The 17,668-nt window shown below is 49.9% G+C and carries 12 protein-coding genes; 5 read left to right on the plus strand and 7 right to left on the minus strand.

The window, feature by feature from the left end:
• Window positions 1–614: 614 nt before the first annotated feature.
• From xylE to ACYVB1_RS19675, 3 genes are read right to left on the minus strand one after another with little or no spacing between them, the layout of a single operon-like run.
• Window positions 615–2,054, minus strand: a complete 1,440-nt coding sequence (gene xylE, locus ACYVB1_RS19665; protein ID WP_460925520.1) for a D-xylose transporter XylE — start codon at window positions 2,052–2,054, stop codon at window positions 615–617.
• A gap of 40 nt (window positions 2,055–2,094) precedes the next feature.
• Window positions 2,095–3,426, minus strand: coding sequence for a xylose isomerase (xylA, locus tag ACYVB1_RS19670; RefSeq protein ID WP_460925521.1), 1,332 nt, complete (start codon window positions 3,424–3,426; stop codon window positions 2,095–2,097).
• A 28-nt stretch (window positions 3,427–3,454) separates the two neighbouring features.
• Window positions 3,455–4,939, minus strand: coding sequence for a xylulokinase (locus tag ACYVB1_RS19675; RefSeq protein WP_460925522.1), 1,485 nt, complete (start codon window positions 4,937–4,939; stop codon window positions 3,455–3,457).
• Between the two features lie 227 nt (window positions 4,940–5,166).
• Here ACYVB1_RS19675 and ACYVB1_RS19680 point away from each other — a divergent pair, with 227 nt between their 5' ends.
• Window positions 5,167–6,195, plus strand: coding sequence for a LacI family DNA-binding transcriptional regulator (locus ACYVB1_RS19680; protein ID WP_460925523.1), 1,029 nt, complete (start codon window positions 5,167–5,169; stop codon window positions 6,193–6,195).
• Window positions 6,196–6,427: 232 nt separating this feature from the next.
• Here the strand turns inward: ACYVB1_RS19680 and ACYVB1_RS19685 are convergent, their stop codons facing one another.
• The 4 genes from ACYVB1_RS19685 to ACYVB1_RS19700 all read right to left on the minus strand — a co-directional run bounded on the left by ACYVB1_RS19685 (window position 6,428) and on the right by ACYVB1_RS19700 (window position 11,695).
• On the minus strand, window positions 6,428–7,597 hold the full coding sequence (locus ACYVB1_RS19685) for an endo-1,4-beta-xylanase (protein WP_460925524.1): 1,170 nt from the start codon (window positions 7,595–7,597) through the stop codon (window positions 6,428–6,430).
• Between the two features lie 49 nt (window positions 7,598–7,646).
• A complete protein-coding gene (locus ACYVB1_RS19690) occupies window positions 7,647–8,405 on the minus strand; it encodes an SDR family NAD(P)-dependent oxidoreductase (RefSeq protein ID WP_460925525.1) in 759 nt (252 codons plus the stop codon).
• Between the two features lie 20 nt (window positions 8,406–8,425).
• On the minus strand, window positions 8,426–10,588 hold the full coding sequence (locus tag ACYVB1_RS19695; RefSeq protein WP_460925526.1) for an alpha-glucuronidase family glycosyl hydrolase: 2,163 nt from the start codon (window positions 10,586–10,588) through the stop codon (window positions 8,426–8,428).
• 81 nt (window positions 10,589–10,669) lie between these two features.
• A complete protein-coding gene (locus ACYVB1_RS19700; RefSeq protein ID WP_460925527.1) occupies window positions 10,670–11,695 on the minus strand; it encodes a LacI family DNA-binding transcriptional regulator in 1,026 nt (341 codons plus the stop codon).
• A gap of 646 nt (window positions 11,696–12,341) precedes the next feature.
• On the opposite strand from ACYVB1_RS19700, the gene ACYVB1_RS19705 reads away from it, so the two are divergent.
• The 4 genes from ACYVB1_RS19705 (at window position 12,342) to ACYVB1_RS19720 (ending at window position 17,551) form a co-directional block, all read left to right on the plus strand.
• Window positions 12,342–13,736 (plus strand): Gfo/Idh/MocA family protein, encoded by a 1,395-nt coding sequence (locus tag ACYVB1_RS19705; protein WP_460925528.1) that lies wholly within the window; start codon window positions 12,342–12,344, stop codon window positions 13,734–13,736.
• A 67-nt stretch (window positions 13,737–13,803) separates the two neighbouring features.
• Window positions 13,804–14,643: a ThuA domain-containing protein gene (locus tag ACYVB1_RS19710; RefSeq protein ID WP_460925529.1), complete on the plus strand. Its 840-nt coding sequence runs from the start codon at window positions 13,804–13,806 to the stop codon at window positions 14,641–14,643.
• 58 nt (window positions 14,644–14,701) lie between these two features.
• A complete protein-coding gene (locus tag ACYVB1_RS19715) occupies window positions 14,702–16,150 on the plus strand; it encodes a putative oxidoreductase C-terminal domain-containing protein (RefSeq protein WP_460925530.1) in 1,449 nt (482 codons plus the stop codon).
• A 216-nt stretch (window positions 16,151–16,366) separates the two neighbouring features.
• A complete protein-coding gene (locus ACYVB1_RS19720; protein ID WP_460925531.1) occupies window positions 16,367–17,551 on the plus strand; it encodes a Gfo/Idh/MocA family protein in 1,185 nt (394 codons plus the stop codon).
• Window positions 17,552–17,668 lie beyond the last annotated feature (117 nt).

Below are 17,668 nucleotides of genomic sequence, written 5' to 3' on the forward strand. Positions count from 1 at the left end.
CCCCTACCCCTCCTTGTCCAAGGAGGGGAGTCTGCTGCTTCAGGTCAACCACTGCTTTTTCCATAGTTATGCCTTTCTAAAGTATATTACCAAAAACAGCCAGCACGGAGTGAAACTGATTCCAGTCTTTGGGTTGAGCGCCTTGTATTTGATGCGGTGCCGAACGCAGTGAGGCAGCCCGCAGCGGAGCTAAAGAGGGCCCCTACCCCCGGCAGCTTCAAATACACAGCGCGATGCCCTTATAGAGGGCCCCTACCCCCAAGACGAGGCCCCTCGGCCTAGAGAGCACAGTGCAACAGCAATGAAGCAGTAGGTCTGATGCCGCTGGATAAGCCTTCACTACGGCAGCTTAGACAAAAACGGAAGGAGCTTTGACAAAAGTGGTATCATTTTACAAAGATGATTAAATCAAGTTTGATACCTTATAAAATGTGTGCTGAACATGAAGCCATTCTTTAACTTACCCTATCCCCTCCAAGGAGGGGAATCTGCAATGAAGCAAAATGTAATGCGTATGAACTAATCGTGGTATAAGATTGGAGACGGTCAAGCTATAAAAAAAAGGCTCTCCATTACAGAGAGCCTTTCATTAAGTTTCGATCAAGCCTGGAATTCTATCTGCCTGCCATTGCATTTGATTCACGCACAGGACTTGCTTCTCCTTTCCAAAGCTGCTCCATTTCCTCAAGGGATTTACCTTTGGTTTCAGGAATCATCTTCCACACAAACAGGAAGGACAGCACGCTCATCAGGCCATAGAAGCCGTAGGTAGCAGCCCCACTGAACTCCATCATAGACGGGTAAGTGGCGGAGATAAAGAAGTTGGCAGCCCACTGCGCCGCAACGGCAACAGCTACTGCTTTTCCCCTGATTTTGTTAGGGAATATCTCCGATATCAGTACCCAGCAGATTGGTCCCCACGACATCATGAAAGATGCCGTATAGATGATAATGAAGACCAGCGTGCCGATTCCGATTACCTCGTAATAAGAAAGACCGGCAATGGCAAACATACCAATGGCCATGCCTACGGAGCCTACCATCAACAGCGGTTTTCTACCCCATCTGTCTACAGTAAGAATAGCAACAACAGTAAAGAATACGTTTACAACACCCATTACCACCGTCTGCAGCATAGAGGCATCTTTACCAGCACCCATGCTTTCGAAAATTCTAGGGGCATAGTACAGGGCCACGTTAATACCCACAAACTGCTGGAACACGGAAAGTAAAACACCGATTACAATCACGGTCTTTCCGTAAGAAAACAGCTTGCCGGAGTGGTGCTCTACCGTATTCTTGATATCAGCAAAGATCCTTTTAGCAGTTTCAGTCCCGTTCACTTTTGCCAAGATTTTCAACGCTTCTTCATCTCTGCCCGCCATGCTCAGGTAGCGAGGTGTTTCAGGAACAAAAAGCAACAGAACCCCAAACAGGCCTGCCGGAATAGCCTCCGAAAGGAACATCCGTCTCCAGCCTACATTGTTAAGCCATTCAACAGACTCCCCGCTGGCAATGCCCCAGTTCACAAAATACACCACCAGCATACCGAAGATGATAGCAAACTGGTTCAAGGAAACCAACCGGCCCCTCATGTTAGCCGGAGCTATCTCACCAATGTATACCGGAACAACAGCGGACGCCAGGCCTACCCCTATTCCACCGATTATTCTGTAAAAGTTAAACATATAAAGCAAGCCCATGGTGGGCTCGCCTTCGTTAAAGAACAAAAACTCCGGATAACCTGACCCTAAGGCAGATATAAAAAACAAAATCGCCGCTATGATCAAGGTCTTTTTACGGCCTATTCCGGATGCAAAAACACCTGAAATGGCACCGCCGATAATACACCCGATCAGGGCACTCGAAATAGTAGCGCCATGCACCCAGGTACTCAGCCCCAGGCTGTCTACCAGATAGGCCTGCACAGAGCGCTCCGCACCCGAAATAACGGCTGTATCGTACCCAAAGAGTAATCCACCCAGAGTGGCGATCAGCGTAATCCCGGCAACATAGGGAATATTCTGCCCCGCCGTTTCTTTTTCGTTCTTCATCTTAATCAACTGGAAAAGGGTTTATTTACTGATTTAGGTATTAGATGTAGCGGTTTATTATGTTCTCCAGGTACTCCTGACGTCCGCTCTTCAGCTCAGGCTCACCGTTCTCGATAGCGAACTGGCGCAGGTCCTCCAGCGTTAGCTTGCCTTCCTCAAACGCCTTTCCCTGGCCGCTGTCGAAAGAAGCATAGCGCTCCTGGCGGATTTGCTTATAGTCAGAGTTAGAAAGGATTTTGTCTGCTGTGATAAGCGCTCTTGCAAACGTGTCGGCACCACCGATGTGGGCATAGAACAGGTCAGCCGGGTCAGTAGAGTTTCTTCTGATCTTCGCATCGAAGTTGATACCGCCGCCCTGTACGCCACCGGCTTCCAGGAACACCAGCATCGCCTCTGTCAGTTCGTTCAGGTTGTTCGGGAACTGGTCTGTATCCCAACCATTCTGGTAGTCACCGCGGTTGGCATCAATAGAGCCCAGCAGGCCGGCATCAGCAGCAACTTGCAGTTCGTGCTGGAACGTGTGGCCCGCCAGTGTGGCGTGGTTTACCTCAATGTTGATTTTGAAATCGTTCAGCAGGTCGTACTTGCGCAGGAAGCCAATTACGGTAGCTGAATCGTAGTCATACTGGTGCTTGGTTGGCTCCATTGGCTTCGGCTCAATGAAGAAAGTACCTTTAAAGCCTTGCTTGCGGGCATAGTCTTTTGCCGTGTGCAGGAAACGGGCCAGGTGCTCCTGCTCACGTTTCATGTCGGTATTCAACAGGGTCATGTAGCCTTCACGGCCGCCCCAGAATACGTAGTTCTCGCCATCCAGTGCGATGGTAGCGTCCAGCGCTGCTTTTACCTGTGCGGCGGCATGCGACAGCACATGGAAATCAGGGTTCGTAGAGGCACCGTTCATGTAGCGCTGGTGTGAGAACACGTTGGCAGTGCCCCAAAGCAGTTTCACGCCGCTTTCCTGCTGCTTCTGCTTGGCATATTCTACCATAGCCTGCAGGCGTCTTTCGTTTTCAGCGATGTCGTTGCCATAGTCCACCACGTCCACATCATGGAAGCAGTAGTACGGCATGTTCATTTTGGTGATGAACTCGAAAGCCGCATCCATTTTGTCTTTTGCTCTTTCAACAGGATCAGATTTCTCGTCCCAGGCGAACTGCAAAGTCGGGCCACCAAATGGGTCAGAGCCGTTTGCGTTGAAAGAATGCCAGTAAGCCACTGCAAAGCGCAGGTGGTCTTTCAGTGTTTTTCCGGCTACAACTTTGTTTTCGTCATACCAGCGGTATGCCAGTGGGTTATCAGATTCAGGACCTTCAAACTTTATCTGTCCTATACCTTTGAAATATTCTTTTTCTCCTATTAATGGATTTGCCATGGTAATGTATTTTAAATTTAGTGTTGATTTATTTCTTGTTCAGTTGGTCCATCAGAAGCGTTCTCCACTCCTGGTAAATAGGCTCGTACTGGGCTGTAGCCTTCGGTTCAATTAGTTTTACCGGATTGAAGTTGCTGAATGCTTCTTCCGGTGTAGCGAACACCGTGGAACCGATGCCGGCGCCTAAAGCCGCCCCCACACTGCCATCATTCTGGTAGAGCTCAACAGGCACGCCCGTGGCATCCACAAAGGCCTGAGCAAACAGCGGGCTCAAAAACAGGTTTGCCTGCCCCGCCCGTATCACTTGCGGGTTCATGCCATTCTCACGCATGATGTCCAGGCCGTAGCGGAAAGCAAACACAATACCCTCCTGCACAGCCCGGAAGATGTGGGCCTGCGTGTGCAGGTTCAGGTCGATGTTGTGGAAATGCGCCCCTACAATCTTGTTGTTGAGCATGCGTTCGGCACCGTTACCGAAAGGCAGAATGCGCAGGCCGTTGCTACCCACCGCGATCTTCTCCGCCGACTCGTTCATGGCGTTATAGCCCTGGCCTCCGCCAACGTTGTGCCGCACCCAGCTGTTCAGGATGCCCGTTCCGTTGATGCACAGCAGCACCCCCACCCGCTTTTCGTTGGTGGCGTGGTTCACGTGGGCAAACGTATTTACCCTTGACTGCTGGTCGTACACCAGTTGATCGCTTACGCCATAGATAACGCCGGATGTACCCGCTGTGGCGGCTACTTCACCCGGATTCAGCACGTTCAAAGACAGTGCGTTATTTGGTTGGTCTCCGGACTTGTAAGTAACCGGGATGCCCGCTTTCAAACCTAGAGAATCGGTGAACTCCTGCTTCACGCGGCCGTGCTCTGAAAACACAGGCTTCACATCCGGGATAAGTGACTTTTCAAACTTGAAGTGCTGAATCACATCCTCCGACAGTGCATCTTTCTTGAAATCCCAGAACACACCCTCTGAAAGCGCAGAGGGGCTTGTGGTGATGTTGCCGGTGAGTTTCATGGCGATGAAATCGCCCGGGAGCATGATTTTATAAATTCTGTTGTAGGTCTCCGGCTCGTTTTCCTTTACCCAGGCCAGTTTGGAGGCCGTGAAGTTACCCGGAGAGTTGAGCAGGTGCGAAAGGCTTTTCTCATGTCCAATGGCATCGAAGGCTTTGTTTCCGATTTCCACGGCACGGCTATCGCACCAGATAATGGAATCGCGCAGCACGTGCTGCTCCTTGTCTACCACGACCAGGCCATGCATCTGGTAGGCAATACCAATGGCGCTGATATCCTGTGGATTATAGTTGCCGCTGGCGTTTGCCTTGCGAATGGCCTGCTGTGTATGCTCCCACCACATCTCCGGCGACTGCTCTGCCCAACCTGGCTGGAGGGACGTAATGGCCGATTCTGTATCCGGGTATTGTGCCGCAGCAAGCGTTTTCTGCGACTGCGCATCCACCACCGACACCTTAATGGAAGAAGTACCTATGTCTATACCTAATAATAACATTTTTGCTTTTGTTTGAGCGGCTTATTATTTCCTTTTCCCGTTTTTCAGGAAGATGCTCTCTTCCATGCCAACGTTGGCATAAATTTGAAAACTTTTACTTACATTAACAAGTGTTTACTTACTTAAACTTAAATAAGTGTAGCAAATACACCTTTTATTTACCTGCACAAAAAAGAAAGAAGTTTTACATTTGCTAACTCTCTATTTCTGATTCTTAGTACAAGCCGTTGAAAAAAGTTACCATACAGGACATTGCGAAAGAGCTGAACATTTCTTTTTCAACTGTAGCCCGTGCACTGAATGACCATCCGGCCATCAGTGGGGCTACTAAAAAGTTGGTGCGGGAGGCAGCTCAGAAGCTAAATTACCGGCAAAACAAACTGGCTTCCTCTCTCCGCTCCGGCCACAGCGACACCATCGGCATCATGGTGCCCAGCCTGGATGTCAGTTTCTTTAGCTCGGTGGTGCATGGTATTGAAAAAATCATGAATGAAAACGGCTACAGCATCCTGCTCTACCAGTCGAATGAGTCCTATGAAAGCGAGAAGAAGGGGGTGGAAACATTCCTGAACTCAAGAGTAGCGGGCATCATTGCCTCTGTCGCCAAAGAAACGACCCGGTATGAGCACTTCGCTGAGATACAGAAGCGACAGATCCCGCTCCTGTTTTTTGACCGGATTGCAGAAGGGCTTCAGGTACCTGCTGTAACGATAGATGATTACAGAGGTGGTTTTCTGGCCACAGAGCATTTAATCAGGCAGGGCTACAAACGCATTGTGCATATCACAGCCGGACAAACCATCGGCATTTTTAAAGAACGATTGAGAGGCTATGTAGATGCTCTTCAGCTATATGACCTGCCTGTAGACGAGAGCCTCATCCTGTACGGGGACTTCTCGCTTGAATTTGGCCGCCAGTGTGTAAAGGAACTATACCAGAAGAAAGTAGCCTTCGATGCTGTTTTCGCCCTCGAAGATTTTACAGCCATGGGGGTGCTGCAGCAACTATTGGATTATAATGTGCAGGTGCCGGAGGAAGTGGGCGTCATTGGTTTTGCAAATGAATCGTTTGCTGCCCTGGTCACTCCCGGTTTGTCCTCCATTGATCAGCAAACGATACCTATGGGAGAAGCCGCCGCCGAGCTTTTTTTAAAGATGCTGCGATCAGAGGATTTATACAACAACCTGCCGGAGCGCATTGTGCTCGATCCTCACTTAATTGTCAGAGGCTCTTCGAAGCGCCTGGCTTCCTCTTGAAGCCCCCAAGGTACTTACCGAAAACAGAAGCGCCTGGGGAATTAATTCTTTTGAAATCATTCCCCAGGCGCTTCTTCACTTCCTGACTTAAAGCTCTCGCTGTTGTTGGTGTTTTTCACCAACAACCCACTTATTAGAGCTGTAGCGTTTTGTTGTTGGTGAAAAACACCAACAACGGCAAAAAGCCCCTGAGCCTAGATATTCTTAGGCTCCGGGGGCCTGCTGAAATTTCTTATTTCGTAGCGACTTCCAGCACAGCATTGTAGGCTGGTTTCGGCTGATACTGGCGGTCGAACAGCATCGGATAGCTGGTGCGGCCCTGAATTGGCCAGTTGTTTAGCCAGGAATCATTGTCTGTCACGCCCCAGAAGGTAACGCGGTCAATTTTATCGCTGTGCTTTTTAAACAGCTCAAAGAGCTCTGCGTAACGCTGCGTCAACTGCTGCTGCACAGAGTCTGGCAAGCCTGTGGTGTACACGTTGTACTTCTCGTCAAACTCGAAGGTCGCATCAATGTCTGCGCCTGCTCTGCCGCTTGGGTTTGGCAACACGTCAATGTCTACTTCGGTGAAGGACACCTTCACCCCCAGGTCCGAGAACGCTTTGATACTTGCCTCTATATCCTCTAAGGAAGGTTCTGTCAGGCCATAATGCCCCTGCATTCCGATACCATCCACTTTGATGCCCTTCTCCTGCAGGTTGCGTACCAGGCGTACGGCACCATCACGTTTTGCAGGTTTCCAAAGGTTATAATCGTTATAATACAGCTGCATTTCTGGGTCGGCCTGACGGGCAAACTCGAATGCCTTCTGCAGGTAATCCTCCCCAATAATCTGCATCCACTTTGACTGCCGCAGTGTGCCGTTGTCGTTCAGGGCTTCGTTCACAACATCCCAGCTATCAATTTTTCCTTTGTAGCGACCTGCTACTGTTTTGATGTGGTCTTCCATGCGCTTCAGCAGCACTTCTCTGCTAACCGGGTTTCCCTGCTCATCCTCAAACACCCATTTCGGCGTCTGGTTGTGCCATACCAGCGTATGCCCCACCACAAACATATCGTTTTGCTCGCCTAAGGCCACGTACTGGTCTGCTGGCTCAAAGTTATATGTATCCAGCTTGGGGTGAACAGACTCCCACTTCAGGAGGTTTTCCGGGCTGATGGTGTTAAAGTGCTGCCTGATAAGGTTGGCAGCTTGTTCATCGTTGCCACTCACCTGCCGCCCGTTTAAAGCAGCGCCCACATAAAACTCATCTTTAAATGCTTCTTTAAGAGTAACAGGAGCCGCTGCAGTTACCTGTTCTGCCGTTGAAGTTTCTGTGGTTGCCTGGTTGGAGTCGGCACAGGAAGTTGCAAGGCAGACAGCTACAAGGGAAGGAGCAACGAACGTTTTGTATAATTTCATTTGTAAGATTTCTTGATTGAGGGGTGTTTATTTGTGTAGGAGGCTGTTATTAAAACCCGATGGAGTTACCGCCATCTACTGGCAGCACGGTGCCGGTTACATATTTTGCCCCTTCCGTGGCGTAGAAATACACGGCGTCCGCCACATCTGCCGGCACACCCAGTTTGCCCATCGGTGTTCTGGACAGCACCTTGTTCTTGCGCTCCGGGTCGTTGTTCAGTGCTTTGGCCGACATATCGGTGGCAATAAAGCCAGGAGCAACACAGTTTACCCGTATGCCTTCCGGAGACAACTCTACCGCCATGGCCCTGGTCATTCCCTCAATAGCAGACTTGGAGGCAGTGTAGGCAATTACCTTCGGAATACCGTACTGCGAAGCCATGGAACTGATGTTGACAATAGCACCTTGCTTCCGCGGCAGCATCACGTTGACTACTTCCTTGCTCAGTGAGAAAATAGCTGTTACATTGGTGAGGATGATTTTCTGGAAATCTTCGTCTGTCACCTCCGTGAACGGCTTTTTCATGTTAATACCAGCGTTGTTTACCAGAATATCAATTCTGCCGTACTCTTTGGCAATACCCTCTACCAGATCCGGTATCCCCTGCAGGTTACTTAGGTCAAAGGAAATAGTAGAGCACAACTCACCGAAGGCTTCTTTGGCAGCATCCAGTTTTTCCTGGTTTCGGCCAATCACAATGGTGCGGATGCCGTTCTGTACAAACTTCTCAGCAATAGCGTAGCCAAGCCCGGATGCTCCCCCGGTTACAATCGCTACCTTTTGTTCTGATGTGGAATTTTCGTTCATATCTGATATAAGTGTCTTGATTAAATCCCGGGGACAAACTTCGGGTCGAGCTGCATATAATACTCCAGTGAGTGCTCCGGCTCTTCCAGGCCTTTTGGTATTGGTCTTTTAGAGAAGGTCTGGAAGTAAAGCAGGCAGGCATCGCGCCACCACTTGGCTTCCTGCTCCTGAATGGCCAGCAGCATTTTCACGTGGTTGAATCTTTCCTCGTCTATCATACCCTCCACTGTATTCCAGGTTTGCTGCATCTGGCGCACGGTGTCTACACCGGCGGAATAACGGTAGGCCAGTTCATCCCAGAGTATTCTGCCTGAGTTCGTTTTATAATCCCACGGCACGTGGTGGAACCACAGCAGGTACTTCTCCGGGCATTTCTTGATGTTGCCAAACTGCTTTTGTACAGGAGGGAAGTACTGTGCCACCGCATTGCTGCCTGTTTTGGTACGGTCAAACCCAATACCCTTTTCATCTGCCTGGTGGTAATACACAGAGGTCCAGTCGGCACGCGGCTTGTCTTTTATCCACGGTCCCGGCCCATAGTGGTGCGACCAGCCCATGAGGTGGTGCAGGCCAAGCGGCGTCATATAATTCACAACAGCCTCATGCGAGTTCAGCATCATCCTTTTTACAGGAGCCACAAACTGGTTGTTGTTCGTGAATGTCATCTTTATCCACTCGTCGGCTATCGCTTCAGAAGTGAGGGAGTGGTCCCAGGCCAGGCGCCCAAAGGTATACCAGTTAGACTGCGCGAACTGGTGCCCCGTCCAGTTGCGGTCGGTGCCGATGTTGCTGACACCTGCGATGGCTGACAGTTGGTGCTTGTCCAGTGTTCCGTCCACTACCTTGGCTACGGTTGAGCCTTTGCCTTTGGCATAGGTGTCCGACTCCAGCACTTCTTTGTAGAGGGGAGCAAGGTACGCCAGATTTGTTCCCTGACCCAGGTACTCCTGCGTAATCTGGAACTCCATCATCAACTTCGTATTGGGCATGGCGCCAAACAGCGGGTGGAATGGCTCGCGCGGCTGGAAGTCGATGGCACCGTTCTTTACCTGCACCAGCACATTGTCCCGGAACTTGCCATCTAAAGGCTTAAACTCATTGAAGGCCTGCTTGTGGCGATCATCTGGCGTGTGCTCGCTGTATACGAAAGCACGCCACATCACAATACCGTTATGGGGTGCCACGGCATCGGCCAGCATGTTTGCGCCATCTGCCTGTGTCCGCTTGTAGTTATGTGGCCCCGGCTGTCCTTCCGAATCCGCCTTCACCAGATAGCCGCCGAAATCAGGAATGTAGCTGTAAATTTCTTTTGTCTTCTCCTTCCACCAGGCCTGCACCTGCGGGTCCAGCGGATCAGCGGTCTTCATGCCGCCAATCTCCATCGGGGCACTGAAGCGGGCGGTGAGGTATACTTTAATGCCATATGGCCGGAAGGCATCTGCCAGGGCTTTTACTTTTACCAGATATTCCTTTGTAAGGACAAGGGCATTGGCGTTCACGTTCGTCAGCACCGTACCGTTGACACCGATAGAGGCGTTGGCGCGGGCATAGTCGATATAGCGCTGGTCGATGTAGCCTGGCAGCCTGTGCCAGTCCCAGAGCGAGAAGCCGGCATAGCCGCGTTCCACAGTTCTGTCGAGGTTGTCCCAGTGGTTGAGCACCCGGTGCTGGATTTTGGGGACACTTACAACAGAGAGGTTGCTGATGTCCTGGTGCGTCTGCAGAAGCCTTAAGAGATGGAACGAGCCGTACAAAACGCCGATATCGTTGTTTGCGGCAATCACGGTGCTTTTTCTTCCGTTCGTGTTTGTTGTCAGCAGCAGGTAGCCATCCTGCCCCAGCGGCTTCAGCCTGTTCTCTAACTGCAGCGAACGAATAAGTGCTGAGTTAGCCGGCGTGCCTGCGACAAGCGCTCCTGCCTGTGTCATCCTTTGGGCTACAGGCACTTCTTTTCCCAGCAAGCCGCTCAGGCCGTTTTTCAGCTCCTTTTGCGCCACCAGCAGGGTGGGCGAATTTCCTTCAAAAACCACTTCCGTCAAGGCTTGCTGGTAGCTGTTCAGCTTGGCGGCATCCGCTATCTTATCATACCGCTGCCACAGCCTGTACCCGTCATCGGCACGCAGGGAAGCAGTTACAAAAAAGAGCAGCAGGAACGGTAAAATAAAAACAAGTTTATGTCTCATAAGATTAAGGGGTGATGCTGGTATGTGAAAGCTTCTCAGCCATGAATTCATGTTTGGACAGGAAAGCAGTTGGAAAGAACATTACCTGCTCTTTTTTAAAGATGACTCCCTTACAATCAACTCCGACCGTAAGGTAACTGTGTTAGTGATGCTGATATCAGACAAAGCGTCCAGGTAATTAATCAGGCTTCTGACCGCAACTTCGCCCATTTCATAGCCAGGGTAATCAATGGTGGTCAGGTTGGGCTCCACAACCCTGGTGATGGGGTCGTTGTTGAACCCGACAACGGCCATGTCGTCCGGTATGGTAACACCTGCCTGCTTCAGGGCCTTCATGCAGTTAACGGCACAGAAATCATTGGCCACAAAAATGCCATCCGGACGCGGGTCCATCTTCAGGATTTGCTCTGCCGCCTTTATGCCTCCCTCCTCTGTCAGGTCTGTTGCAATAACGGAAGCCTCCTTGTACGGCAGGTCATTATCTATCAAAGCATACTTAAAGCCTTTTAGCCTGTCGGCATATACATTGATCTTCAAACTACCTGTTATGTGCACAATGTTCCTGCAGCCCTGGTCTATCAGGTGTGTAGTAGCTTTGTGAGCTGCCTGCACATTGTCTATCACAATGTTAGTGCTTTGTTTGTGCTCCGCCACACGGTCATAAAAAATAACAGGTATGCCCTTCTTAAAGAAAGGCTCAAAGTGCTCAATGCTCTCTGAGTCATGCGACAGGGAAACCAGCAGGCCATCTACCCGGCTGTTGTACATGGTTTTGGCATTGGCTATTTCTTTCTCCATCGTGCCCAGCGACTGGCTTATAATCAGGTTGTAACCAGCCTCATTTGCCACTTTCTCCATACCAGCCATTACAGCCGACTGGAAGTTACTATTCAGGATAGGCACAATAACCCCGATGGTATTGGTGTGCTGCCGGCGAAGGTTACTGGCGAACAGGTTAGAACGATACCCCATCTGGGCGGCTATATCATATATCCGCTGCTTTGTTTTCTTGTTCACGGCAGGATGGTCGTTCAGTGCACGGCTAACCGTGGTAGGTGAAAAACCGACTCCTTTGGCTATATCATAAATAGTTATTTCTTTATTCATTTCTCAGATGGATGTTAGCACAAGGTTCTGGAATCGATTCCATATTTTCTATTACTCTTTGCTTTGCTGTTACACCTTTTAAGACATATAACTTTTGCCCTTTTAAGAAGCACTCTTCTTGTATAAGACAGAGAGGCTGTACCCTCAGGAAAACATGCTGTTTAGTTAACTTCTGTTCACCCAGCCTTACTCCCTCCTGCAGTATGTTCTGCCGCTTTCCACAACCTTATCAAAACAAATTTATGAAATCGGTTGCAATTACCAAAAAATATATTCATGTTTACAATAGTGAGCAGTTACTCAGTAGTCAACGTTTTGCTATATCGTTAAAGATAATCCAGTATATCATCTTTTATTCCAGATAATTAGGCAAAACCCGCTGAGCTAGTAAAAAAATACTGCAGCCGTAAATGTGGCGACAGGCAACGTTCTGAAGCTTTACTATGTAAGCCCGTGCGAATGCACTCAGGGGCAAATTGTGAAATTTTATTTCATTTAAGCCCCTGACCATCCTCTTTTACAAGAAAAGTGTTTCTTCTTAAGAAAGCACCTCTCTTTTTCTTCTTTTCTGCCCAGGGTACCAGTGCATTAGAACCATTAGCATATTTCCCGAAAACATAAGTGTAACTCCTTAAGAAAGAGAGCAATGCCGAACATCAAAAACGCTATCAACAGAAGAAATTTCATTAAAGCCACCGCAACAGGAGCCCTGACTACTTCCCTGGGCATCAATGGCTTTCCCACTATTGTGCCTGCATCTGTACTGGGCAAGAATGCACCCAGCAACCGTATCAATGTGGGCGCAATCGGCACGGGCCGCATATCCCTTGGCCACGACATGCCCGGAGTAATGCAATATGATACTGCAAAAATAACAGCGGTGTGTGACGTAGACAGCAAACGGGCAGAGGCAGGGAAAAACTTTGTGAACAACTACTACACCAAGAAAAATGGCAAACCCTACGATGGTGTTAAGGTTTACACAGATTTCCGGGAGCTTTTACAAAACAAAGACATTGACGCTGTCATCATCAGCACGCCGGACCATTGGCATGCCCCTATCGCTATTCTGGCAGCGGAGGCAGGAAAAGATATCTACATGCAGAAACCTGCCTCCCTTACTATCAGCGAAGGCAGAGCCATGAGCAACGCAGTACACCGCACCGGCCGTATTCTGCAGATCGGAAGCCAGCAACGCTCTTCACCACAGTTCCGCTACGCAGCAGAGTTGGTTCGGAACGGACGGATTGGACAATTAAAAACCGTTTACATTGGCCTTCCGGGTGACCCTGGTGGAAACGAAGAGCCAGCGATGCCCATACCGGCCAACCTGAACTATGACATGTGGCTGGGCACCACGCCCTATGTGTACTATACCGAAAACCGGGTGCACCCTCAGAACAGCATCGAGGCCAGGCCTGGCTGGTTGCGTTGCGAGCAGTTCGGTGCCGGCATGATTACGGGCTGGGGCTCCCACCACATCGACAGCGCCCACTGGGCCATGGACACAGAATATACCGGACCCATAGAAGTTAAAGGATGGGCAGAATACCCAACTTCCGGGCTGTGGGATGTGCATGGCAAGTTTCAGACAGAAGCCCTGTATGCGAATGGCGTAAAAATGATTGTCAACAATGAGTTCGAGAACGGGATCAAGTTTGAGGGCACAGAGGGATGGATATTCGTTACCCGTGGAGATTATGCCGCCACGGCCAGTGACCCGGTGAAACAAAAAGGAACGAAAGCGCTTACAGCCAGCAACAACAAAATTATTACGTCTGTTATTGGCCCGAACGAGATTCATTTAATTGACAGCAAAGAGCACCATGGCAATTGGCTGGAGTCAATCAAAAGCCGCAATCCTCCCATTGCCCCGGTGGAGGTTGGCCACCGCTCCTGCTCTGCCTGCCTCATTCACCAGATTGCCATGAAGTTGAAACGCACCGTATATTGGGACCCTATCAAGGAGCGCTTCAGAAACGACGACGAAGCAAACAGCATGCTGTCGCGACCGCAGCGTTCGCCATGGGCTATCAGCTAAGCAAAGCTGTTGCAGAACCTGCTATAACCATTCAAAACTTTGAACAAGGCAATCTGAGTATAAGCTTATGAAGCCAATTTATAACTTCTTTTTCCTGTGTTTCCTGTTTGTAGCCCCGGCAACCTATGCCAGCGCACAACCTGCCGGGAAAGTTGACTGGGGTAAGGTGCGCGTGCTGGTGTATACTAAAAACGGGGAAGGCTATGTGCATGACAATATTCCCCATGCTGTAAAGGCTATTCAGAAACTCGGCCGGGAAAATGGTTTTACAGTAGATGTAACAGACAACCCGGCCGCTTTCACAGACAAGAACCTGAAGCAGTATACCTTCCTCCTGTTCCCCAGCACCAACAACGATGTTTTTGAAACAGATGAGCAACGGGTGGCTTTCCGGCGGTATATAGAAGCGGGAGGCGGATTTGTAGGCCTGCATTCTGTTACCGGCACGGAGCGGAACTGGAAGTGGTTTAAAATGATGGTAGGCGGCTCCTTTTTGTGGCATGCCAGCTTTCAGCCTTTCAAAGTGAAAGTAATGGACAAAGACCACCCGACTGTTCAGAGCCTGCCGGCAGTGTGGGAAAGAGCCGACGAATGCTATTTCGCAAAAGAGCTGTACCCGGGCATAAAGGTACTGCTGGCACATGATTTAAGCTCTTTAGACAGAAAGGAAGAAGAAAAAATAAAAAGCGCCTCTGCCCCATTTGCAGACTACTACCCTGCCGCCTGGTACCAGCATTTTGACGGCGGCACAGTTTGGATAACCACACTGGGGCATGACAAGCAATCTTATGAAGACCCGACCTTTATCAGGCACATCTTTCAGGGAATGCATTATGTAGCCAGTCAGCGCAAAAACCTTGACTACGCTAAATCTTATGCCGCTGCCAGAGACACGCCACTTCCATAAGTAACGGGCAGCATAATTTAAACTTAGATAAAACCAGTCTAAATTTTATTCGTCACCTATGCTAAAAAGAATCTCCGCTTTATCATGCAAGGCAGCAGCTTTAACATTACTGGTCTCCTGCTCCGCCAAAACACAGGAAACAAACACACAAGCTGTTGCTACTAATACAGAGGCAACCGTGACTTCTTCAGAAAAAGTAAGATTAATCACCCTGGACCCTGGCCATTTCCATGCGGCACTGGTGCAGAAGAGCATGTATGACAATGTAGACCTGGTTGTGCATGTCTTTGCGCCTGCAGGCGACGATGTACAGGAACACCTAAAGAAGGTAGAGGCTTATAACAGTAGACCGGAAAATCCTACCAACTGGCAGGAAGAGGTATATACCGGCGCGGATTATTTACAGAAAATGCTGGCTGAAAAGCCCGGCAATGTGGTCGTGTTGGCAGGGAACAATCAGAAAAAGACAGAATATATCAAAGCTTCAGTAGACGCTGGTTTGCATGTGCTGGCCGATAAACCAATGGCCATCGACACAGAAAGTTTTGGCTTACTGAAGGAGGCTTTTGAATCTGCCACAAAAAACGACGTGCTGCTCTACGACATCATGACAGAGCGCTACGAAATCACGACCATGCTGCAACGGGAGTTTTCTATGCTGCCAGAGGTGTTTGGCACCCTGCAGAAAGGCACCCCCGCCGATCCGGCTATCACAAAGGAAAGCGTGCACCACTTCTTTAAATACGTATCGGGAATGCCGCTGAAGCGCCCGGCCTGGTTTTTCGATGTAACGCAGGAAGGCGAGGGCATTGTAGATGTCACCACGCACCTCGTAGACCTGGTGCAGTGGGAATGCTTCCCGGAACAGGTGATTGATTATAAACAGGATGTCCGGATTACGAATGCCCGCCGCTGGAAGACGAACCTAGCCCCGGAACAATTTAAACAAGTAACCGGAATGGCTGACTACCCTGCTTACCTTAAAAAGGATGTAGGAAAGGACAATCAGTTAGCGGTGTATTCGAACGGCGAAATCAATTACCAGGTGAAAGGCGTCCACGCTAAAGTATCGGTTATCTGGAACTACAAGACACCCGAAGGAGCCGGCGACACGCATTTTTCCATGATGAAAGGCACAAAATCCAACCTGGTGATTCGCCAGGGGCAGGAACAAGGCTATAAGCCACAACTTACCATTGAACCTGCCAGCGGCACTGACCTGAATGCTTTCGAAAAAACGCTGAAAGAGAACCTGGCGACCATACAGCGAAAGTACCCTGGAGTAGAGGTCAACAGAACCGGAGATACCTGGATTGTAACCGCTCCGCAAAAATATCATGACGGCCATGAGGCACACTTCGCACAGGTAGCAGATAAGTTTCTGGAGTATGTGGCTGCTGGCAGTATGCCTGATTGGGAAATACCGAACATGATAGCCAAGTATTACACCACAACCAAGGCACTGGAAGTTGCCAAGCAGAAAAGCACCACTACTTCAAGAAGATAGCTACCGCCAATAAAACACGATAGGCTCATTCTACTACTCCTGGCTTGGTTCTCCGGTTTCGTGACGCAGGGTGCGTACTGAAACCTTGAACAAAGGGGCAGTGGCTTATTAAAGGTAGACGCAGGCAATGACGCTCGCGCTATTTTAAGGGCACAGCTTAAACAGAATAATGTAAAAGATTTCCCCATATTTCAACCACCAGACAGCATCATACACATGAAAAACTCTCAATTCGATCGGCGCAGGTTTATAAGAGACACTGTTACAACAGCTGCTGGCCTTGCCATGTTTTCAGCCTTGCCCCAGGAAGCGATGGCCTCCCCGAAAAACTTTGCCTCTAAGCCGCTGGGGAGTGGGCAGGAGCACAACAGAGGAAATGCAGTTGCCCCGCGCATTCGTTTTTCTGTCATAGGCATCAACCATGGCCATATTTATGGCCAGGTAGAGGCTGTGAAAAGAGGCGGCGGTGAGTTTGTTTCCTACTATGCAAAAGAACCGGAGCTACTGGAACCATTCGCCAAGCGTTTCCCGGAGGCAAAACTTGCCCGCAGCGAAAAGGAAATCCTGGAAGACAACTCCATTCACCTTGTTCTCAGCTCCATTATTCCTGCTGAGCGTGCGCCCCTTGGTATCCGGGTCATGCGCCATGGCAAAGATTACATGTCAGACAAGCCCGGCATCACCTCGCTGGAGCAGCTGGCGGAAGTAAAGCGCGTGCAGAAGGAAACAAAGCGCATTTATTCCATTATGTACAGCGAGCGCTTCGAGAACCGTGCTACCGTGAAGGCCGGGGAACTGGTGAAAGCCGGGGCTATTGGCAAGGTAGTCCAGACAATTGGACTGGGGCCCCACCGCATGAACGCGAAGTCACGCCCTGGCTGGTTCTTTGACCGCAAGCATTTCGGCGGCATCATCACTGACATTGGTTCGCACCAGTTCGACCAGTACCTGTACTTTACAGGCACGACCAAAGCCGATATAGTGGCTTCGCAGGTAGGCAATGTACATCACCCACAGTATCCTGCCTTTGAAGATTTTGGCGATGTGATGGTGCGCGGCGACGGAGGTACAGGCTATATCCGGGTAGACTGGTTTACACCCGACGGGCTGAAATCCTGGGGCGACGGACGTTTGACCATACTGGGCACAGACGGCTTCATCGAAATTCGCAAGAACATAGACATTGCCGGGCGGGACGGCGGAAACCATCTTTTCCTGACAGACCAGAAAGAGACACGGTATATCGATTGCAGCCAGGTACACCTGCCTTACGGTGAGCAGCTTGTGAATGACATCCTGAACCGCACGGAGACCGCCATGACACAGGAGCATTGCTTCCTGGCTACAGAACTGGCACTAAAAGCGCAGCAGCAGGCCCAGAAAATGACCCTCAAGGCATAAACCGCCACCCGGTTATACTGTCATTGTTGCTGAAGAAGATTAACGGCCGATGAACGAACATCCATAACAATCATTTTATCACACAACCCGAAGCTGCAGCACTTCTTGCAAAAGTGC

Source organism: Pontibacter brevis (genome assembly GCF_054779655.1).

Excerpts from the sequence above, each read along its gene's own strand:
- xylA (WP_460925521.1), bottom strand. The coding sequence starts at position 3,426 with ATGGCAAATCCATTAATAGGAGAAAAAGAATATTTCAAAGGTATAGGA.
- ACYVB1_RS19695 (WP_460925526.1), bottom strand. The coding sequence starts at position 10,588 with ATGAGACATAAACTTGTTTTTATTTTACCGTTCCTGCTGCTCTTTTTT.
- ACYVB1_RS19675 (WP_460925522.1), bottom strand. The coding sequence starts at position 4,939 with ATGTTATTATTAGGTATAGACATAGGTACTTCTTCCATTAAGGTGTCG.
- xylE (WP_460925520.1), bottom strand. The coding sequence starts at position 2,054 with ATGAAGAACGAAAAAGAAACGGCGGGGCAGAATATTCCCTATGTTGCC.
- ACYVB1_RS19690 (WP_460925525.1), bottom strand. The coding sequence starts at position 8,405 with ATGAACGAAAATTCCACATCAGAACAAAAGGTAGCGATTGTAACCGGG.
- ACYVB1_RS19685 (WP_460925524.1), bottom strand. The coding sequence starts at position 7,597 with ATGAAATTATACAAAACGTTCGTTGCTCCTTCCCTTGTAGCTGTCTGC.
- ACYVB1_RS19700 (WP_460925527.1), bottom strand. The coding sequence starts at position 11,695 with ATGAATAAAGAAATAACTATTTATGATATAGCCAAAGGAGTCGGTTTT.
- ACYVB1_RS19715 (WP_460925530.1), top strand. The coding sequence starts at position 14,702 with ATGCTAAAAAGAATCTCCGCTTTATCATGCAAGGCAGCAGCTTTAACA.
- ACYVB1_RS19720 (WP_460925531.1), top strand. The coding sequence starts at position 16,367 with ATGAAAAACTCTCAATTCGATCGGCGCAGGTTTATAAGAGACACTGTT.
- ACYVB1_RS19710 (WP_460925529.1), top strand. The coding sequence starts at position 13,804 with ATGAAGCCAATTTATAACTTCTTTTTCCTGTGTTTCCTGTTTGTAGCC.
- ACYVB1_RS19705 (WP_460925528.1), top strand. The coding sequence starts at position 12,342 with ATGCCGAACATCAAAAACGCTATCAACAGAAGAAATTTCATTAAAGCC.